Source organism: Streptomyces sp. NPDC000348 (assembly GCF_042898795.1).
In the GTDB taxonomy this organism is placed as follows: domain Bacteria; phylum Actinomycetota; class Actinomycetes; order Streptomycetales; family Streptomycetaceae; genus Streptomyces.
Genome location: NZ_JBIAZD010000007.1, coordinates 151865 through 168164, shown reverse-complemented (window position 1 = coordinate 168164; position 16300 = coordinate 151865). Strand labels below are relative to the sequence as shown.

The window sequence follows — 16300 nt, the reverse complement described above, 5'->3', positions numbered from 1 at the left end:
GTGACCGACCCGGCCGCGGTATCCGGCATCGGAAGGGTGCCGGAGGAGAGTGCCGGGGTCGTCGTGCGTCCCGCGACGTTCGACGCCGACGGTCCGACGGGAACGTTCCAGGACGGGAACGGGACGTGCCCTGGTGGCGGGGCTGATCGCCGGCGTGGGCCGGTGGCCGCGTCGGCGCCGCACAAGAGGCGAAATCGTCCTCTCGTACCCCAACCTCAATCGACCGGACGCGCCGGGCGCTTGACCGAGGGTCGCCCGGCGCGCTCCGGCCCGGACCCGATGGTCTCGGGAATAGGTCGATGACCTGCGGGATACCTGCTTGCCATGAAGCTTCAGGCAGAGTTGCGCGACACCGACCGGTCGCTGACCAAACAGACGGCCTCGCGTGTCCCGCCCCGCGTCGGCAGGGTGCTCTCGGTGGTGGAGGAGGCCGCCGAGAGCTCGAAACTGTGGTGCGGCGCCGCCGCCGCGATGGGGTGGCTGGGCGGGTGGCGCGGCCGCAGGGCGGCGGTCGGCGGCCTGGCCGCCCTGGTCATCGCGCAGCTGACCTCGAACGGTCTGTGCAAGCAGCTGGCCGACCGGCCCCGGCCGCCGAAGGAGTGGTTCCCCCACGACGAGGTCGATGACCGCCCCGACTCCTCCTCCTTCCCCTCCGGGCACACCGCCGCCGCGGTGGCCTTCACCGCGGCCGTGGCGCCCGTGTGGCCGGCCGCCGGCGCGGCGTGTGCGGTACCGGCCGCCATGGTGATGCTGGAGCGGGTGCAGAGTGGCGCCCACTACCCGAGCGACGTGGCCGCCGGCGCAGTCGTCGGGCTGGCCGGCGCCTGGCTCGCCCGCCGCGCTCCGCGCCTGATCCTGCGTCATCGGCCCGGCGGTTGAGGGCCGGGGGCGACGGGCGGAATCCCACAGGGCCACCGACCACATCGCCTGTCCTGAAATCGTCGGTTCGGGGTACTCGCGTGGTCGTCGGAGACGGCCGGGCGCATGACGGGGCCCGGTCCGCAGGAACTCAGAAGGATGGGAGGTGATCGCCGTGTCGAGTACGCAGCCGCACCATGCCGGATCCGTCCCGGGCGCCGACCGCTCCGGCCAGGAACCGGTGAGCGAGCTGGTGCAGCGGGCCTCGCAGCAGCTGGCCGAGCTGGTGCGCGGTGAACTGCGCCTGGCTCAGGCGGAGATGAAGCAGAAGGGCAAGCTCTACGGCAAGGGCGGTGGTCTGTTCGGCGGCGCCGGCGTCGTCGGTTTCCTCATGGCGCAGGCACTGGTCGCCAGCGTGATCGCCGCACTGGCGGTGGCGCTGCCGGTATGGGCGGCCGGACTGATCGTCACAGCGGTACTGGGTGTGATCGCCGCGGTGCTGGCCATGAGTGGAAAGAAGCAGGTCGAGCAGGCCTCGCCGCCCGCGCCCGCGCAGACGGTCGAGAACGTGAAGGCCGATGTGGCCGAGATCAAGGAGAGTGCGCACCGATGACCCAGCCGCCCCACGACGAGCCCACCGCCGCCGACCCGGAGGAACTGCGCGAGCAGGTCGAGCGGACCCGCGCCGAGCTCGGGGAGACGGTCGGGGCCCTCGCGGCGAAGACCGACGTCAAGGCGCGCGCCCAGGAGAAGGCCACCGAGGTCAGGGAGCAGGCCGCGGCGAAGGCCGGGGAGCTGAGAGGGCAGGCCGCGCTCAAGGCCGGCGAGCTGAAGGAGAAGGCCGCCGGCCTGGCCCACCAGGTGCAGGACCGGCTGCCCGAACCGGTCAGGGAAAAGGCCGCACAGGCCGCCGGGCAGGCCCGGGAGAAGGCGGCACAGGCCGGTCGGATGTGGCAGGACAAGGCGCCCGAGCCGGTGCGGCAGAAGACCGCCCGGGGGACGCGACTGGCGCGTGACAACCGCAAGCCCCTGCTGCTGGCGGCGGGCGTGGCGGTGGTGGTGTGGCTGGCCCGCCGCCGTCGGAAGGGGTGAGCCGGGTGAAGGCGTCCAGGGCCGCCCACAAGCCGGCCGGTCCGGCGCCCGGTGCCGTCGGCGGCACGGCCGCGGGAACGCCGTTCGGGTGGTCGTGGAAGATGCCCGGCCACGCCGGGGACGCCCCGGACGCCACCGCCTGACCGGAACCCGGCCCGCCTGACGGGCACGCGGAGGCGGGAGGGCCGGCCGGACACGGACATGGCCGGCCCTCCCGCCCTCCGACCAGTACTCCCACGAAGGATCCCTCACAGTGATCTCCGATCAGCACGCGGCTGCCGCGCTGACCGCCGCGGCGGTCGTCGCCGCCATCCTGGTCGCCCGGGCGGCCGTCCTCCACCAGGGAGATCGAAGGCGTGTCGCCCGCGAGGCGCACCCGGTGCGCGGTCGCACCGCGCCTCGCGCCGACGGGGCCGCACCCTCCGCGGCCACGCTCTCGGATGCGGCCTCCCGCATCGTGCGGGAGGCCGAACAGCACGTTCATCACTGCTGGCAGCGGCTCCGGCCGCGGTTCGACCCGCCCGAGTGACCTGTGCGGGAGGGCCGGGACGGTCGGCGGCGCCGCGGGATCGGCGCGCGGCCGGCGGCCGCACGGATCCGCACCACCACGCCCCGGGCCTTCAGAGTGCCCGCAGGAGCGCGTGCTTGAATTCCTCGGCCGATGTGCCGGGCAGGCGCGGGCTGTCCACCAGCACCGCGTCGATCACCTCGGCGAGCCCGGGCGGGATCGAGGAGGAGCGTTCACGGATCGGCACCGGGGGCTCGCGCAGCACCACGGCGACCGGGTCCGAGCCGACCGGGAAGTTCCGCGGGGCGTGTCCGGTGAGCATCCAGTAGAGCGACGCCGCGGTCGCCCAGACGTCGACCTCGGGCCTGGCGAACTTGTAGTTCACGATCTGGGCACGCGGCATGAAGGCGACACTGCCGCCCACCGCCCCGGTACGGGTGAGGCCCGAGAGCCCGGCCCGGTCGAACGCCTTCGCGAGACCGAAGTCCGCGAGTTTCACCACCGGCGGGTCGCCCGGGCCGGACAGCAGGATGTTCTGCGGTTTGATGTCCCGGTGCACCAGTCCTCGGCCGGAATCCACGGAACCGTCCGCCAGCCGGACGCTGGGGATCGCGGCGTGGTGCGCGTACACGAGCGCGTCGAGCACCTGGGTGGCGATCGCGACGGCCTCCCCGGGCGGCATCGGGGTGCCTCGCCGCGCGATCAGCCGGTCGACGCTGCCGCCCTCGCAGTACTCGCAGCCGAAGAACAGGGTCTCTCCGAGGGTGCCGCTGCCCCGGAAACCGACCACGTTCGGGTGCCGGAGGGCTCTGGTGTTCTCTATCTCACGCAGGAACTGCCGTCCGGCCTCCGGCTCCGCGGCGACCTCGGCGGACAGCAGCTTCACGGCGACGAGCTCCCCGGTGCTCCTGTGGCGCGCCAGGTGGACGACGCCCTGTCCCCCGCGGCCCAGCTCCCTGAGCAACGCGTAGTCGTGGACGTCGAAAGGCGCGTCGTCGCCGGGCGCGGTGACGGACACGAGCAGCTCCGTGCCGCCGACGCGCACCACGTCGCCGTCGGCCAGCGCCCGTTCCCCGCCGGGCCGCGGCTCCGGCTGCCGGCCACCGATCTTCACGCCGTTGACGTAGGTGCCGTTCAGGCTCCCCAGGTCGCGGACCCGCACCTCGGGCGGATCGATGTCGAACCGGCAGTGCCTCCGCGAAACCCGCGCGTCGTCGCGCGGCATCCGCAGCTCGCAGTCACGCGCCCGGCCCGCGACGAGCGTCGTCGGGCGCGTGTACGCGTACGCCTTCCCGGCGGCGGGGGCGGTGCCCCTCACCGTCAGTGTCACCGTCGTCGGCACGGTCTCCGCTACTCCCCCTCACGCCGCCGGGTGTCCTCGTAGAGGCGGCGGGCGATGCGGGCCTCCTCCGGGCGCCCCAGCCGTTCGAGGGCGTAGGCCTTGTTGTGGTAGTTGTGGGCGAGGTCGGGGCCGATGCCGATGGCGGTGTCGATGGCCGCCACCGCTTCCTCGTACCGGCCGAGCTTGATCAGTGCGGCCCCCCTGGCGCCGTGGGCGTGGCCGATGGCGTGCGCGCCCCCGACGGCCTCGTTCGCGGCGTGCAGCCGGACGGCCTCGTCCAGGTCGGCGAGCGCCTCGGCGGGCCGGTCCAGGTCGGACAGGGTGACCCCTTTGTTGACGAGTGCGTCCGCGTAGCGGGGCTCGATGGCGACGGCCCGGGCGTAGGCCTCGACGGCGTTCTCCGGCTGCCGGAGGTCCAGGAAGACGTTGCCGCGGTCGAACATCGCCTGGGCGTGGGCCGGATCGCAGCGGTTGGCCTCCGCGAAGGCGTCGAGGGCTTCGGTGGGCCTGCCCAGTTCCCGCAGCGCGATTCCGCGCAGGAAGTGGGCGGCGGCATACCCCGGGCGCAACCGCACCGCCTCGTCGAACGCGGCCAGCGCCCGGTCGATCCGGCCCGCCTCGCCGAGTTCCTCTCCCCGGTGGTAGTGGACGGCTGCCTTCGAGGGGGGACGGTCGGAGGCTTCCTGCCCGGGGCGGGCCCTGTCCAGTCTGCCGCCGCAGGAGCCGCAGCCCCGGTTCCCCACCAGGCCGAACGCGCGCCCGCGCCGCCTGGCGGCGCACAGGTGGCAGAAGGCCTCGCCGCACTCCCGGCAGAAGAAGTACTCCGTCGACCAGTGTTCCGGGTCCGCCACGGCGACGGGATTCCCGCCGGGATGACCGGACACCGAGATGAGCCGCTCACAGGCCCAGCCTGAGCAAGCGAGTACGGTCACAGGTGTCTTCCCCCGTTCATCGTTTCCTCCCGGGCGTCCCCGGCCGGGTACGCCCGCTGTCGCCGCCCGGCCCCCGCATCCGCCGCAGCTCGGCGCGTACGCCCTCGGGCCGCAGCCATCCGAGGCCCGCGTCGGCCAGTGTGTCCAGCAGGCGCCGGAAGTCCTCCTCCGCCCTTTCCGGTCCACCGTCTCCACCGGGTGCCGGGAAGGCGTCCAGGTAGGGGCGTGCGCCCTCGTCCCAGTCGGCGGGCGCGGGGAAGTCGTACTCCCAGTCGAGCTCCCAGACCCGCATGATCCTGTCGGCGCCGCAGGTCAGCAGGGTGCGGCCGTCGGAGCTCAGCCCGGCCAGCCGGGTCGTCGCCGTGCGCCCCCGGACGACGTGCCGGTACGTGCCCGACGACAGGTCCCATACCCGGACCGTGCGGTCCTCCCCGGTGGACAGCAGGAAGCGGCCGTCCGCGGTGGCGATCGCCTGCGCGGCTTCGGCGTGGGTCAGCTCGTGCAGGCAGTCGCCGTTCCCGGGGTCCCAGACGCGGATCACCCCTTTCACGTCGACCGAGAACGCGATACGCCCGTCAGGGGTCACCTCCAGCGAGGTGACGCGATCCATGGTGATGCGGCCGGTGGCGGCACTCCTCAGCAGCGGTCCGTCCCGACCGGTCGTCAGGTCCCACGTGGGGATCATGCTGTACACGCACACCAGCCCGGTGCGGCCGTCGATGCTCATCGCGCACAGGAAGGCCCCGTCGGAGCACTCCATCAGGGTGTGCAGGCTGCGCCCGGTCGCCAGGTCCCACACGTGTATGCGGTGGTCGGCTCCGCCGGACACGGCGATCCGGCCGTTGGTCCGCAGCGTCACCGCCCGGGGGCCGCGCGGGCGCTTCCAGGTCCGCGGTCCCAGCCTGCGCAGGCAGCGGCCTTCGAGGATGTCCCACACCCGCAGTTCCCCGTCCCTGCCCGCGGAGACCGCGATCCGTCCGTCGGGGCCCACCTCCACCGCCGGCACCTCGTGGCGGTGACCGGTCAGGGTGTGGAGGCAGACGCCGGTCCCTGTGTCCCACACCCGGACCGTGCTGTCGTCACCGGCCGTCACCGCGCGTCGGCCGTCGGGGCTGAACACGAAGGCGTTGACGGCGCCCGTGTGACCGTCCAGAGTGTGCGAGCCGCGCCCGGTCCGCACGTCCCACATCCGCAGGCCCTCGATCCTGTGGTCGGACATCGCGAGGCGGCCGTCGGGGCTCAGGACCGCGCTCTCCGCGTCGATGTCGACTTCGAGGAGCTGCCAGGCGGCCCGCAGGCCGCTGCGCCGGCCGCGTCGGCCGGCGCGGGCCCACTGGTCGAGCACATCGCGGTTGCGCTCGTGGCCGGGTACTCTCCGGGCGGCACGGAGTTCCTCGGCGGCCGCGCCCGGCCGGCCGTCGTCGAGGAACCGGGCCGCCCGTTCCAGGGCCAGTCCCACGACGTCCGCCTCCCTGACCAGTTCGACGGCGGTCCTCGGCCGGGGATGGCTCCACGGCGACGGCGGACCGCCGGGCACCAGGTCGAGCACCTGCACGGTCCCCTCGGCGGTGGGGACGACTCCGGTACGGCCGTCGCTGCTCAACGCGGCCCCACGCGCGAACCGCGGACCGCGCAGCGTGCGCAGGCAGCGTCCGGTCCGCGGTTCCCACAGCCGCACGACGCCACCGGAATCCTGGGACAGCGCCCGGCTGCCGTCACCGCTGACCGCGAAGTGGCCGCCCGGATGCGTCCACGTGTTCGCCGCACTCCGCGAAGGGCCCGCCTCCAGGTCCCAGACCTCCGTCGTCCCGCCGTCCTGAACGGTCAGGGCGACCCGCCCGTCGGCGCTGAAGACCACACGGGCGCGCCACAGCTGTACGGAGTGCAACAGCTGACCGGTGGCCGGGTCCCACACGCGCAGCCGCTGCGTCGCCGCCTCGAAACGCAGCACTCGGAGACCGTCCGGGCTGACGGCGACGGCCCCGCCGTAGCCCGCTGACGGATGGTGCCGGCCCTCCTGCAGGGTCCGGACCAGGCGCCCGGTGCCGGTCTCCCAGACCAGCACCGCCCCGTCGGGGCTCGCCGACACCAGCAGACGGCCGTCCGGACTCAGCGCGACCGACTCGACGTTCGCCGCGTGAGCCGCGAGCCGGTGCAGCCGGCGTCCGGTGGCCACCTCCCACACCAGAACGGATCCGTCCGGGCCGCCGGAGGCGACCAGCCGGCCGTCCGGGTCCAGCGCGACCGCGTCGGTTCTCCGGTCGTGGCCGCGCAGGGTGCGCAGGCAGTGTCCCGCGGTCAGGTCCCACACCCGTACGGTGCCGCCTTCGCTGCCCGGCGGCGACGGGACGCTGTTGTCGGCGCCCCCTGACACGGCCAGCCGCCCGTCCGGGGTCAGCGCCACCGTTCCCACCCCGTTGAGGTGGCCCCGCAGTTCCAGGGGCGGCCGGGGCCCGGGCATGCGCTGGGCGAGTGCCAGGGCTTCGGCGACTCCCGGCTCGTGGCCCGCCTGCCCGGCCGCCTCCCGAAGCGCCGTCAGAGCGGCTTCCCGGTCGCCGCGTTCGAGGTGGACCAGGCCGAGGAGGTACTCGTCGGTCCCGTGGTGGTCGTGGCCGGCCCGGATGTCCCGCAGTTCGGTGATGAGCCGTTCGTCGGTCAGCCGGCCCTCGCGCCAGCGGTGCAGACCGCGGTTGTAGACCGTGTGCGGGTGGTGCGGATCGGCGCGCAGGGCCTGCTCCCAGAGAGCCGCCGCGCGCTCCGGGTGCCCGAGGTCGAGCATCGACAGTGCCTGGTTGGACAGTCCGTCGGCGAGCAGCGTCGCCGCCGCCGGCCGCTCACGGGGGTAGGGTTCGCCGGTCTCCCGGGCATAGACGCCCATCAACTCGTCGGCCAGTTCGTCCATCCGTGCGGGACGGGCGGTCGGATCCTGGCGGAAGCACCGTCCCAGCAGCTCCACCAGCCCGGCGGGCATCGGCGGAGCCGGCAGACCGTCAGTCCCCGCCCGGTTCCGGTTCCGGTCCCGGTCGACGAACTCCTCGAACGCCTCGGCGGCGGCCTGGCCGTAGCGAGTCGGCGGATGCCCGGCGAAGAGCTCCAGCACGCTCACCGCCCAGGACCACACATCCGTGGCGCGCGTGAGGCGCAGAGGCGCTCCCCCGGCGGCCCGGGCCTGCTCGGGTGAGCAGTACGCGGGGGTCATCCCGGCGAAGCTGACCGCGGGTCCGGCCGACGGCCGGGGGCCGGTGGGCTCTTCCGCCGCGGCCCGGGCCTTGGCCAGACCGAAGTCGGTGACCTTGACCGTCCCGTCCCGTGTCCGCATCACATTGGCGGGTTTGACGTCCTGGTGCACCAGCCCCCGCCGGTGGGCGTGGTCGAGTCCCCAGGCGAACTGGATCGCCGTGTCGAGGATCCCGCGCAGCACGCGCCGGGGGCCGCCCCGGTAGATGTGGCGGTTCCGGACCCCCTCCGCCAGACTGCCGCCGTCGACCCACTCGGCGAACACCCGGGGCACGCCGCCGAGCCGGCGGACGTACGCGCAGTGCACGGTGTGCGGATGGAGGCCGAGGTCGACCCAGGACTGGGCCTCGGCCTCGAAGTGCCGCAGCCTCCCCGGTGACGAGACCAGTTCCTTCCGAGGCACCTTGACGGCCAGATCCACGTTCCAGCCCCGGTGGCGGACCCGGTAGACCAGTCCCATGCCTCCGCTGCGCACGACGTCGAGGACCTCGTAGAGCCCGAGGACCACCTCGCCGCGCCGCCATTCGTCAACGACGCCCCGCCCGCCGTCCATCCGACGCCCTCAGTCCACGAGCGCGACGTACAACGGGGATCCCAGCAGCACCCTCATGCCGTGGCGGGAACCGGACCCGGAGGAGGGGCTGGGCCCGTGCAGCAGCCGTTTGGCGAGGAACTCGACCCTCTGCGCGGGTCCTCTCAGCAGGGCGGTCGCCCGCTGAACGGCCCTCAGCGGGATCAGCTCCGCGTCGGGGGACGCCTGAGCGGCGTCCTCGAAGAGTTCCTCGATCTCCGGGTGCTCGGCGAGCCCGTCGAGGAGCGAGGGCGTGAGGGAGCGCGCGAGAACGGCGTGGTCGCCGTCCGGTGCGGGGAGCGGCGAGCCCAGGACGTGCCGGCTGGAGCCGCCCAGCCCGACGACGGTGCGTTCGGTGCGGCCGCCGAAGTAGACCAGTGACGATCCGGTGCCGGTGGTGAACGGTCCCCACCGCATGTCCATCAGGCCCCTGAAGAACTGTCCCGGCTCGTCGACCGTGCCCACGTCGCCGGCTTCGTCGAAATGACGGACGACGCGCTCCAGCCGGGCGATCCGGTCGGTGCCTTCGGACACCTCCGTGCCCCGCTTGGCGCCGACGACCTTGAGACCGACGCTGACCTCCGACGTCCGCTTCCGGGTGAACGCGGGATCGATCTGCTGGAGCAGCATGTCCACCTTGGTGTCGCTCACGTAGAGGTAATAACGAAAGGACAACGGACTCCCCCGAATCAGCTCTCACTCCGCCCGTGCGCAGTCCGCGGACCGCCCGGACGCGCGCCCCGCCGCCCGCGCGCCCGGCCCGTCGGGTGGCCCGCCCCCGCGTGGACGCCGGTGCACCTGAGGCTACACCGCGCCGCAGAGCCGGGAGGAGGGAGGAAAAGCCAAATTCGGAGGGCGGGAGTGGAAAGGGATACTGGTCCTGTCCTGACGGCGAACACGGACGAGGAGCACGCCCAGTGGCCAGTGACACCCGGTTGGATCCGCCCGGTTTCGGCAGTGAACGCGACACGCTGCGGGCCTTCCTCGACTACCACCGCGCCACTCTCGCCATGAAGTGTCGGGGCCTCACCGATGAGGAGCTGCGGCGGCGGTCGATGCCGCCGTCCACGCTTTCGCTGCTCGGTCTGGTGCGGCACCTGGCAGAGGTGGAACGTGCCTGGTTCCGCCGGGTGTTCGAGGACAACGACGCACCCATGGTCTGGTCCGACAGGATCGACTTCCAGGCGGCGTACGACGTGGGCGCGTCGACCGGGGACGAGGCGTTCGCGGCCTGGGAGGCCGAGGTGGAGAACTCGCGCCGTATCGAGCGGGAGGCGCCCTCCCTGGACCGGGCCGGACATCAACCACGCTGGGGCAGGGACGTCTCGCTGCGGATGGTGATGGTGCACGTGCTCCTGGAGTACGGCCGCCACAACGGTCACGCGGACCTCCTCCGCGAGGGCATCGACGGGACCGTGGGCGCCTGAGTACGCGCCACCCCCTCCGCCGAGGTCCTGTTCAGCCGTCCGCGGGCCTTCGCCGATCGCGGCGGTCCCGTTTCGACGGTGCCGGTGGGCGGCCGGGGGAAGTCGGGTGCGGTCCGGGCGGCGCGCCTGGCGTGGTGGAGCAGCATGAGGGCGGGCGCGGGGTCGCACACCGGGTGGATCCGCGGGATCCGGTGTGCGGGTCCGGGGCGTGCCGCAGAGGGGTGACGCAACGGGCGGGGCGCCGGGCGAAGAGGGCGAACCCGCTCGTCCGGTCGCCCGGAGAGCGGCGGATAGGCTGGCGCCGCCAGTGAAGATCACGGAAGGAAGACGTACATGGCGGACAGGGTGGAGAAGGCGGCGCGGAGTGTCTTCGAGCGCTACGACCTGGACGGTGACGGCCTGGTCACCGCGGAGGAGTACCGGCAGGTCGTGACGGAGCTGGAGGGCAGCGGGATAACCGAGTCGGAGGCCCGGGCACTGATCGACTCGCTCGACACCGACGGTGACCGCCGGATGTCCTTCGACGAGTTCTGGGCCGCCATGAACCGCTGACACCGGCGGCCGGGCCCGGGCGGTTCCGGGTGGCCGTTCCACGGCCGCCCGGGCCCCCGGCGGGTGCGGCGGTCGCCCGCCGGTCCGCCCCCGCCCCGAGGAGCGCCGGAGCCGAGCCCGCCGGCACCGCCGGCTCGGCCGTGCCCCCGGCTCATCCGCGGACCGGTCTCTGCTTGGATCTCCGTATGACGGACTGGTCTCTGCTCCACCACGCCTACGGGACCGCGGAAGACGTTCCCGGCCTGCTCGACGCGGTCGGCCCGGACCCGCGGGATCCGGGCTGGGACGCACTCGCCTCCCGCCTCTACCACCAGGGCGGCGTCCATTCGGCCAGTTACGCCGCCCTGCCGAAACTGGCGGAGAAGGCCCGGCAGTGGTCGCTCGCCGAACGGCGTATGCCGCTCTACCTGGCCGGCCAGATCGTGGCCAGCCGCGACATCCGCGACGAGGCCGGGGATCCCTTCGTCACCCACTCCGCCGACATAGCCGAACTGCTGGCGCTGACGGAGGAGGCACTGGGCGATCCCGCCCTCGCCGACGACTCCCCGACCTACGTCCAGCTCCTGTCGTCCCTGCTCTGTTTCGAGGGGGTCGAAGGCTGGGGCGAGCACCTCGACCAGGTGAACGGAGAGGAGTACGAAGTCCCCTGCCCGGCCTGCTTCTCGGAGAACTTCATCGTCTTCGGGGAGGGCGGCCACTACTCCACCGCCGACGAGATGTACTTCCAGCGGCCCCCCGCTCACACGATCCCGCTCCGGCCCCGGGACCCGGCCACCGCCGACGGGCTGCTCCCCAGGCTCCACGCGCGCGCCCTCTCCGACGGTCATCCCGAGGTCGCGGGGAAACTCCCCTACGTGTTCGGCCGCGCCCACTGCGTCCACTGCGGTGAGCTCTTCAGCGTCCCGGAGGCGATCCTCGCCCGCTGGTAGGGCAAGCGCTTCCGCCCTCACGGGAGGCCGGGGTCCTTGATCTGCAGGGGTCGCCGGTCCTCCGCTCCGGTGGAGCGATCGGTCCCCGCACACGGGCCGGCGCCGGCTCTCCCCGGCTCCGGCCCGCTGAAGCGGTGGACGAACCGTTCGTGCACAGCGCTCGGTTCGTTCACCCGGGCGCGCGAGAGGACGGGACCCGCTGTGCGGGTCCCGTCCTCCGGGGTGCGGTCCGGGCCGGCCGGAACGCGGATCAGACCGGGACGGGGGTCTCGTCGGGGGTCTTCGCCTCCAGTTGCCGGTTCAGCTTCTCGCCCTCGATGTCGAGGTCGGGCAGGGCCTTGTCGACGGGCCCGGGCAGCCACCAGGCGGCACGCCCGAGCAGCGACATCACCGCCGGGACCAGCGCCATGCGGACGACGAAGGCGTCGATGACCACGCCTACGGCGAGGGCGAACCCGATGGATTTGATGATCGGGTCGTCCATCAGGACGAAGCCCCCGAACACGGACGTCATGATGAGCGCGGCAGCCGTGACGACGCGGGCGTTGTGGCCCATGCCGCTGACCATGGCCGCCTGCGGGTCGGCGCCGTGGACGAAGTCCTCGCGCATGCGGGAGACGAGGAAGACCTCGTAGTCCATGGCGAGGCCGAACAGGATGCCGATGAGCAGGATCGGCAGGAAGCTCACCAGCGGGCCGGGGGTGTCGACGCCCACCAGGCCGGCGAGGTGGCCCTCCTGGAAGATGGCGACGGTGATGCCGAAGGTGGCGCCGACGGTGAGCAGGAAGCCCAGGGCCGCCTTCAGCGGTACCAGGACCGACCGGAAGACCAGCATGAGCAGCAGGATGGACAGGCCCACCACCAGGAGCAGGTACACCGGCAGGGCGTCGGCGAGCTTCTCCGAGACGTCGATGCCCAGGGCGGTCGCACCGGTGAGGGCGATGTCCGCGCCCTCGATGTCCGCGACCCGGTCGCGGATGTCGTGGACGGCGTCCTCGGTGGCGGCGGCGGTCGGACCGGCCTCGGGGATGACGGCCAGCAGGGCGGTGGTGCCCTGCTCGTTCAGCTGCGGCGGGGCCACGGCCAGGATGCCGTCGGTGTCCTTGATGAGGGCGGTGGCCTTCTCGGCGGCCGCTCCGGTGGACCGCGCGTCCTCACCGTTGACGACGGCGATGAGACGGCCGTTGAAGCCCTCGCCGAAGCCCTCGGACGTCAAGTCGTACGCCTCGCGCGCGGGGGAGCCCTCCGCGGCGGTGCCCGCGTCCGGCAGGGCTATGCGCATGTCCTGGGCCGGGAGGGTGAGCGCGCCCAGCCCGAGGATGCCGACGACCAGGAGCGGGACGCGCAGCTTGGCGACGAGCCGGCCCCAGGTGAAGCCGAAGCCCTCGGCGGCGGCGCCGTCCTCGGCGGTGTATCCGCCCGCGCGGCGCTGCTTGCGCGGCAGGATCTTCTTGCCGGCGAAGGAGAGGAAGGCCGGCAGCAGGGTGAGGGCGACCAGCACGGCGACGGCGACGGTGCCCGCCGCGGCCAGGCCCATCACGCTCAGGAAGGGGATGCCGACGACGGAGAGGCCGGCCAGGGCGATGACGACGGTGGCGCCGGCGAAGACGACGGCGGAGCCGGCGGTGCCGGTCGCGCGGCCGGCGGCCTCCTCGGGCTGGATGCCCTCGGCGAGGTACTGGCGGTAGCGGGAGGTGATGAAGAGCGAGTAGTCGATGCCGACGGCCAGGCCCAGCATCAGTGCCAGGACGGGGGCCGTGGAGGTCAGTTCGATGACGCTGGTCAGGGAGAAGAGGCCGGCCATGCCGACCGCGACGCCGATCAGCGCGTTCAACAGGGTCATGCCGGCGGCGACCAGCGAGCCGAAGGTGACGACCAGGACCACCGCGGCGACCAGGACGCCGAGCGCCTCGGTGGAGCCGATCTCCACCTCACCGCCCATCACCTCGCCGCCGTGCTCGACCCGTAGGCCCTCGGCGTCGGCGCCGACGGCCTCGTAGGCCGACTTCTGCTCGTCGGTGACCTCGTCGGCGGCCTTGTCGAACTGCACCTGGATCAGGGCGTAGCGGCCGTCCTGCGAGACGGAGCCGGTCCGGAACGGGTCCATGGCGGCGGTGACGCCGTCGATCCCGGCGGCTTCCTTCACCACGGGTGCCACCGCGGCGGGGTCCAGCTTCTCGCCCTCGGGCGCGGCGACGACGATGGCGCCGGTGGCTCCGCCCGCCTGCGGGAACTGACGGTCGAGGTCGTCCAGTGCCCGCTGGGACTCGGTGCCCGGCATGGAGAACTTGTCGCTGGTGGGGCCCATCAGGGTGGCGGCTCCGACACCCAGCAGGATCAGCAGGAGCAGCCAGACCGCGGCTATTCGGCCTCTTCTGCGGAAGGAGAACCGCCCGAGCCGGTACAGCAAGGTCGCCATGGAGGAGGAGTCTTTCCGTTAGGGGGTCAACTGGGGGTGTGGTCAAGCGTCCGCAGCGCACTGCGGATCATTTCGGTGCGCAGCACCTCGTCCGGCGCCACCTCGTCGTCGGTGGCGCCGGTGACGAAGACGGCGCCCAGCACCATCCACGCCGCCACCCGGGCCGGTGCCTGCCGCGAGCGGCCCGCCAGCGCGTCCAGCAGCCCGTCCGCCAGTTCCATGACGTTGAGGTCCTGGTGGCAGGACATCTCGACGACGTCCTCGAAGAGGAGCCGGATCTCGCGGCGGAACCGCAGCGTCAGGTCGACGTATCCGACGACGGTCTCCTCCACCAGCCGGCCGCCCTCCAGCCCGGCCACGCGGTCGAGCAGCGTGGCGAGGGCGTCCTGGGCCGGGGTCAGCAGCTCGGTGAGGATCTTTTCCTTGCCGGCGAAGTGGTAGAGGAGGGACGCCTTCGAGCAGCCCGCGTCGGAGGCGATGTCCTGCAACGAGGTGCCGCGGAAGCCGTGCACGGCGAACAGTCGCAGTGCCGACTCCAGGATCTGACCGCGCATGGCGGAGGCGGAGCGTGCCATTCCTCAACCATAACTGTCCGATCGGTCAGTCCTGACCGATCGGACAGCACGACGCTATGACGTGCGCCACTCCTCCCGACCGGAACGTGCACGAGGCGCACCCGGCCGGCTTCGGCGACTCGCGCGCGGAGGCGCCACTCCTCGAAGAGCGCGGCACCGCGGGACTGTTCGCCGCGCCTCCGGCGCCGCGCCGGACCGGATGGCGCTCACTGCGGACCGGGTGAAGCCGTGGACAAGGACCCTGGCGGGCGGGTCGAGCCGGACGGGCGGCGGAGCGCCTCCGCCGAGGGTGCCGACCCGCACCGCACAGCGGGTGGCCCTCGCATGGAGCCCTACGCGACCCAGCAGTAGACACCCTGGCCCCGGGATCGGGCGTGGCCGGCGAGAGCGGCCAGCTCCCCCAGGATCACCTCGGCGATCTCCGCGCCGATGTCCTCGCCGTCCTCCGCGCGCCACGCGGCCCACGAGACGGCGACGTCCCGCAGCCTGGACCGCTCGGCATCGGCGAGTGCCGCGGCCAGGCGGGGCGAGAGCGCGAAGACGACGCACCCGTCATCGTCCCGGCCGGCGACGACACAGGGCTCGCCGGCTTCGACGAGCTCCTCGAAGCCGCCGCCCACGAGAAGGCATTCCCACTCGACCACGGCCTCTTCGGGATCGAAGTTGCCGAAGGAGAGCGACTCGGCGCGCCTCGGGCCGGCCCGGAGGGCCGCAGCGGCAGATGCGTCGTCCGGTGCCACGAAGAACTCGACGATGGTGCTCACCGGGGCATCATGCCCGACCGCCTGACCATCCGGCCGGGCCGATCGGGTTCCGTTGCGACCGTGCCGGTCATGACCACGCGCCGACGGCCGCGACCGGCGCGCACCCGGCCAGGGCGGCCTTCTCCGGCCGGGTGCGCGGTCGGCCCGGCTCCCTCCCCCGCTCCCGCCCGGCTCGCCACCGCGTCCACCGCTCTACGATCACCTCATGAGCATCCGCTGGACCTACGCCTTCGTCGACCGCCCCGCCGCGTCCTGCGGCCTCGCCCACGCGTTCTGGACCGTGGTGACGGACACCCGGTTGTCCGAATTCCGGGGCGAACGGCAGGAGTTCGTGACCCTGCTGCCGGAGGGCGGGGCCGACGCCTGCGTGAAGGCGCAGGGGGTCGGCGCGGGCTCCGGTGACGCGCACCTCGACTTCGCGGTGGACGACGTGCGGGAATTCGTGGGGTCGGCGCTGCGGCTGGGGGCGGGGACGGTGGCCGAGCACGAAGGGTGGGCCGTGCTGCGTTCGCCCGCGGGGCAGTTGTTCTGCGCCGTTCCCTGGCACGGGGAGTCGGTGCGCCCGCCCGTGGTGCGCGGCAGCCGCCTCGACCAGGTCTGCGTCGACGTGCCGCCCTCGATGTATGAGGTGGAAGTCGGCTTCTGGAGCGGCTTGCTGGACGACTGGAAGTCGAGGTCCGGCTCCCGCCCGGAGTTCCATGTGCTCGCGCCGCCACCCGGGCTGCCGGTCCGCGTCCTGCTGCAACGGCTCGGCGAGGAGCGCCCCGCCTCCGCCCATCCGGACCTCGCCTGCACGGATGTCGAGGCGACCCGCGCCTGGCACGAGGAGCTGGGCGCGAGCCTCGTGGCCCCGGGACCCCATTGGACGGTGATGCGGGATCCGGCGGGCGGGGTGTACTGCCTGACGGGACGGGACCCGGAGACGGGCGACCTGGCCGCCGGCGCCTGAAGGAGCCGTACGGAAAGACGGATCCTGATGCGGGCGTGCCGCGCCGACGACGGTGTCCGGCCCCGGATCGGCCGGATGCCCCGAGGTGACACGGCATGCCAAGAGCACGGACACCGGTCCGCTCCTGGCCGGACGGGGCCGGCCG

At 73.2% G+C, this 16300-nt stretch carries 16 protein-coding genes; 9 read left to right on the top strand and 7 right to left on the bottom strand.

Annotated features, from left to right (window positions below; genetic code table 11):
• The first annotated feature begins 324 nt into the window (after positions 1-324).
• From ACFY3N_RS16365 to ACFY3N_RS16345, 5 genes are all read left to right on the top strand, one after another.
• A complete protein-coding gene (locus tag ACFY3N_RS16365; RefSeq protein WP_390817347.1) occupies positions 325-879 on the top strand; it encodes a phosphatase PAP2 family protein in 555 nt (184 codons plus the stop codon).
• A gap of 220 nt (positions 880-1099) precedes the next feature.
• Positions 1100-1471: a phage holin family protein gene (locus tag ACFY3N_RS16360; RefSeq protein WP_390817519.1), complete on the top strand. Its 372-nt coding sequence runs from the start codon at positions 1100-1102 to the stop codon at positions 1469-1471.
• Complete coding sequence (locus tag ACFY3N_RS16355; protein ID WP_390817346.1) at positions 1468-1950, top strand: DUF3618 domain-containing protein; 483 nt, start codon at positions 1468-1470, stop codon at positions 1948-1950. The genes ACFY3N_RS16360 and ACFY3N_RS16355 overlap by 4 nt, the downstream gene beginning before the upstream one ends.
• A 5-nt stretch (positions 1951-1955) precedes the next feature.
• The gene (locus ACFY3N_RS16350) at positions 1956-2093 is read left to right on the top strand and encodes a hypothetical protein (protein ID WP_390817345.1); all 138 of its coding nucleotides are present in this window, start codon (positions 1956-1958) and stop codon (positions 2091-2093) included.
• A gap of 110 nt (positions 2094-2203) precedes the next feature.
• Positions 2204-2479, top strand: a complete 276-nt coding sequence (locus ACFY3N_RS16345) for a hypothetical protein (protein ID WP_390817344.1) — start codon at positions 2204-2206, stop codon at positions 2477-2479.
• 91 nt (positions 2480-2570) lie between these two features.
• Here the strand turns inward: ACFY3N_RS16345 and ACFY3N_RS16340 are convergent, their stop codons facing one another.
• The 4 genes from ACFY3N_RS16340 to ACFY3N_RS16325 form a co-directional block, all read right to left on the bottom strand.
• The gene (locus ACFY3N_RS16340) at positions 2571-3800 is read right to left on the bottom strand and encodes a protein kinase (protein WP_390817343.1); all 1230 of its coding nucleotides are present in this window, start codon (positions 3798-3800) and stop codon (positions 2571-2573) included.
• Between the two features lie 8 nt (positions 3801-3808).
• Positions 3809-4651, bottom strand: coding sequence for a tetratricopeptide repeat protein (locus ACFY3N_RS16335; protein ID WP_390817342.1), 843 nt, complete (start codon positions 4649-4651; stop codon positions 3809-3811).
• Positions 4652-4748: 97 nt separating this feature from the next.
• Entirely contained in the window at positions 4749-8522 is a 3774-nt protein-coding gene (locus tag ACFY3N_RS16330; protein ID WP_390817341.1) for a protein kinase, read from the bottom strand.
• A 9-nt stretch (positions 8523-8531) separates the two neighbouring features.
• Positions 8532-9215: a DUF7019 family protein gene (locus ACFY3N_RS16325; protein ID WP_390817340.1), complete on the bottom strand. Its 684-nt coding sequence runs from the start codon at positions 9213-9215 to the stop codon at positions 8532-8534.
• Between the two features lie 242 nt (positions 9216-9457).
• Between ACFY3N_RS16325 and ACFY3N_RS16320 the strand changes: the two genes are divergently transcribed.
• The 3 genes from ACFY3N_RS16320 (at position 9458) to ACFY3N_RS16310 (ending at position 11448) form a co-directional block, all read left to right on the top strand.
• On the top strand, positions 9458-9967 hold the full coding sequence (locus ACFY3N_RS16320) for a DinB family protein (RefSeq protein WP_390817339.1): 510 nt from the start codon (positions 9458-9460) through the stop codon (positions 9965-9967).
• A gap of 333 nt (positions 9968-10300) precedes the next feature.
• Positions 10301-10519 carry an EF-hand domain-containing protein gene (locus ACFY3N_RS16315; protein WP_390817338.1) on the top strand — a complete coding sequence of 73 codons (219 nt, stop codon included), beginning with the start codon at positions 10301-10303 and terminating at the stop codon, positions 10517-10519.
• Between the two features lie 185 nt (positions 10520-10704).
• Entirely contained in the window at positions 10705-11448 is a 744-nt protein-coding gene (locus tag ACFY3N_RS16310) for a hypothetical protein (RefSeq protein WP_390817337.1), read from the top strand.
• Between the two features lie 250 nt (positions 11449-11698).
• On the opposite strand, the gene ACFY3N_RS16305 is transcribed toward ACFY3N_RS16310, so the two are convergent.
• The 3 genes from ACFY3N_RS16305 to ACFY3N_RS16295 all read right to left on the bottom strand — a co-directional run bounded on the left by ACFY3N_RS16305 (position 11699) and on the right by ACFY3N_RS16295 (position 15206).
• Positions 11699-13867, bottom strand: a complete 2169-nt coding sequence (locus ACFY3N_RS16305; RefSeq protein WP_390817336.1) for an MMPL family transporter — start codon at positions 13865-13867, stop codon at positions 11699-11701.
• 26 nt (positions 13868-13893) lie between these two features.
• A complete protein-coding gene (locus ACFY3N_RS16300; protein ID WP_390817335.1) occupies positions 13894-14442 on the bottom strand; it encodes a TetR/AcrR family transcriptional regulator in 549 nt (182 codons plus the stop codon).
• A gap of 332 nt (positions 14443-14774) precedes the next feature.
• Positions 14775-15206: a hypothetical protein gene (locus ACFY3N_RS16295; protein ID WP_390817334.1), complete on the bottom strand. Its 432-nt coding sequence runs from the start codon at positions 15204-15206 to the stop codon at positions 14775-14777.
• Positions 15207-15411: 205 nt separating this feature from the next.
• Here ACFY3N_RS16295 and ACFY3N_RS16290 point away from each other — a divergent pair, with 205 nt between their 5' ends.
• Positions 15412-16155: a VOC family protein gene (locus tag ACFY3N_RS16290; RefSeq protein WP_390817333.1), complete on the top strand. Its 744-nt coding sequence runs from the start codon at positions 15412-15414 to the stop codon at positions 16153-16155.
• The last annotated feature ends 145 nt before the right edge of the window (positions 16156-16300 follow it).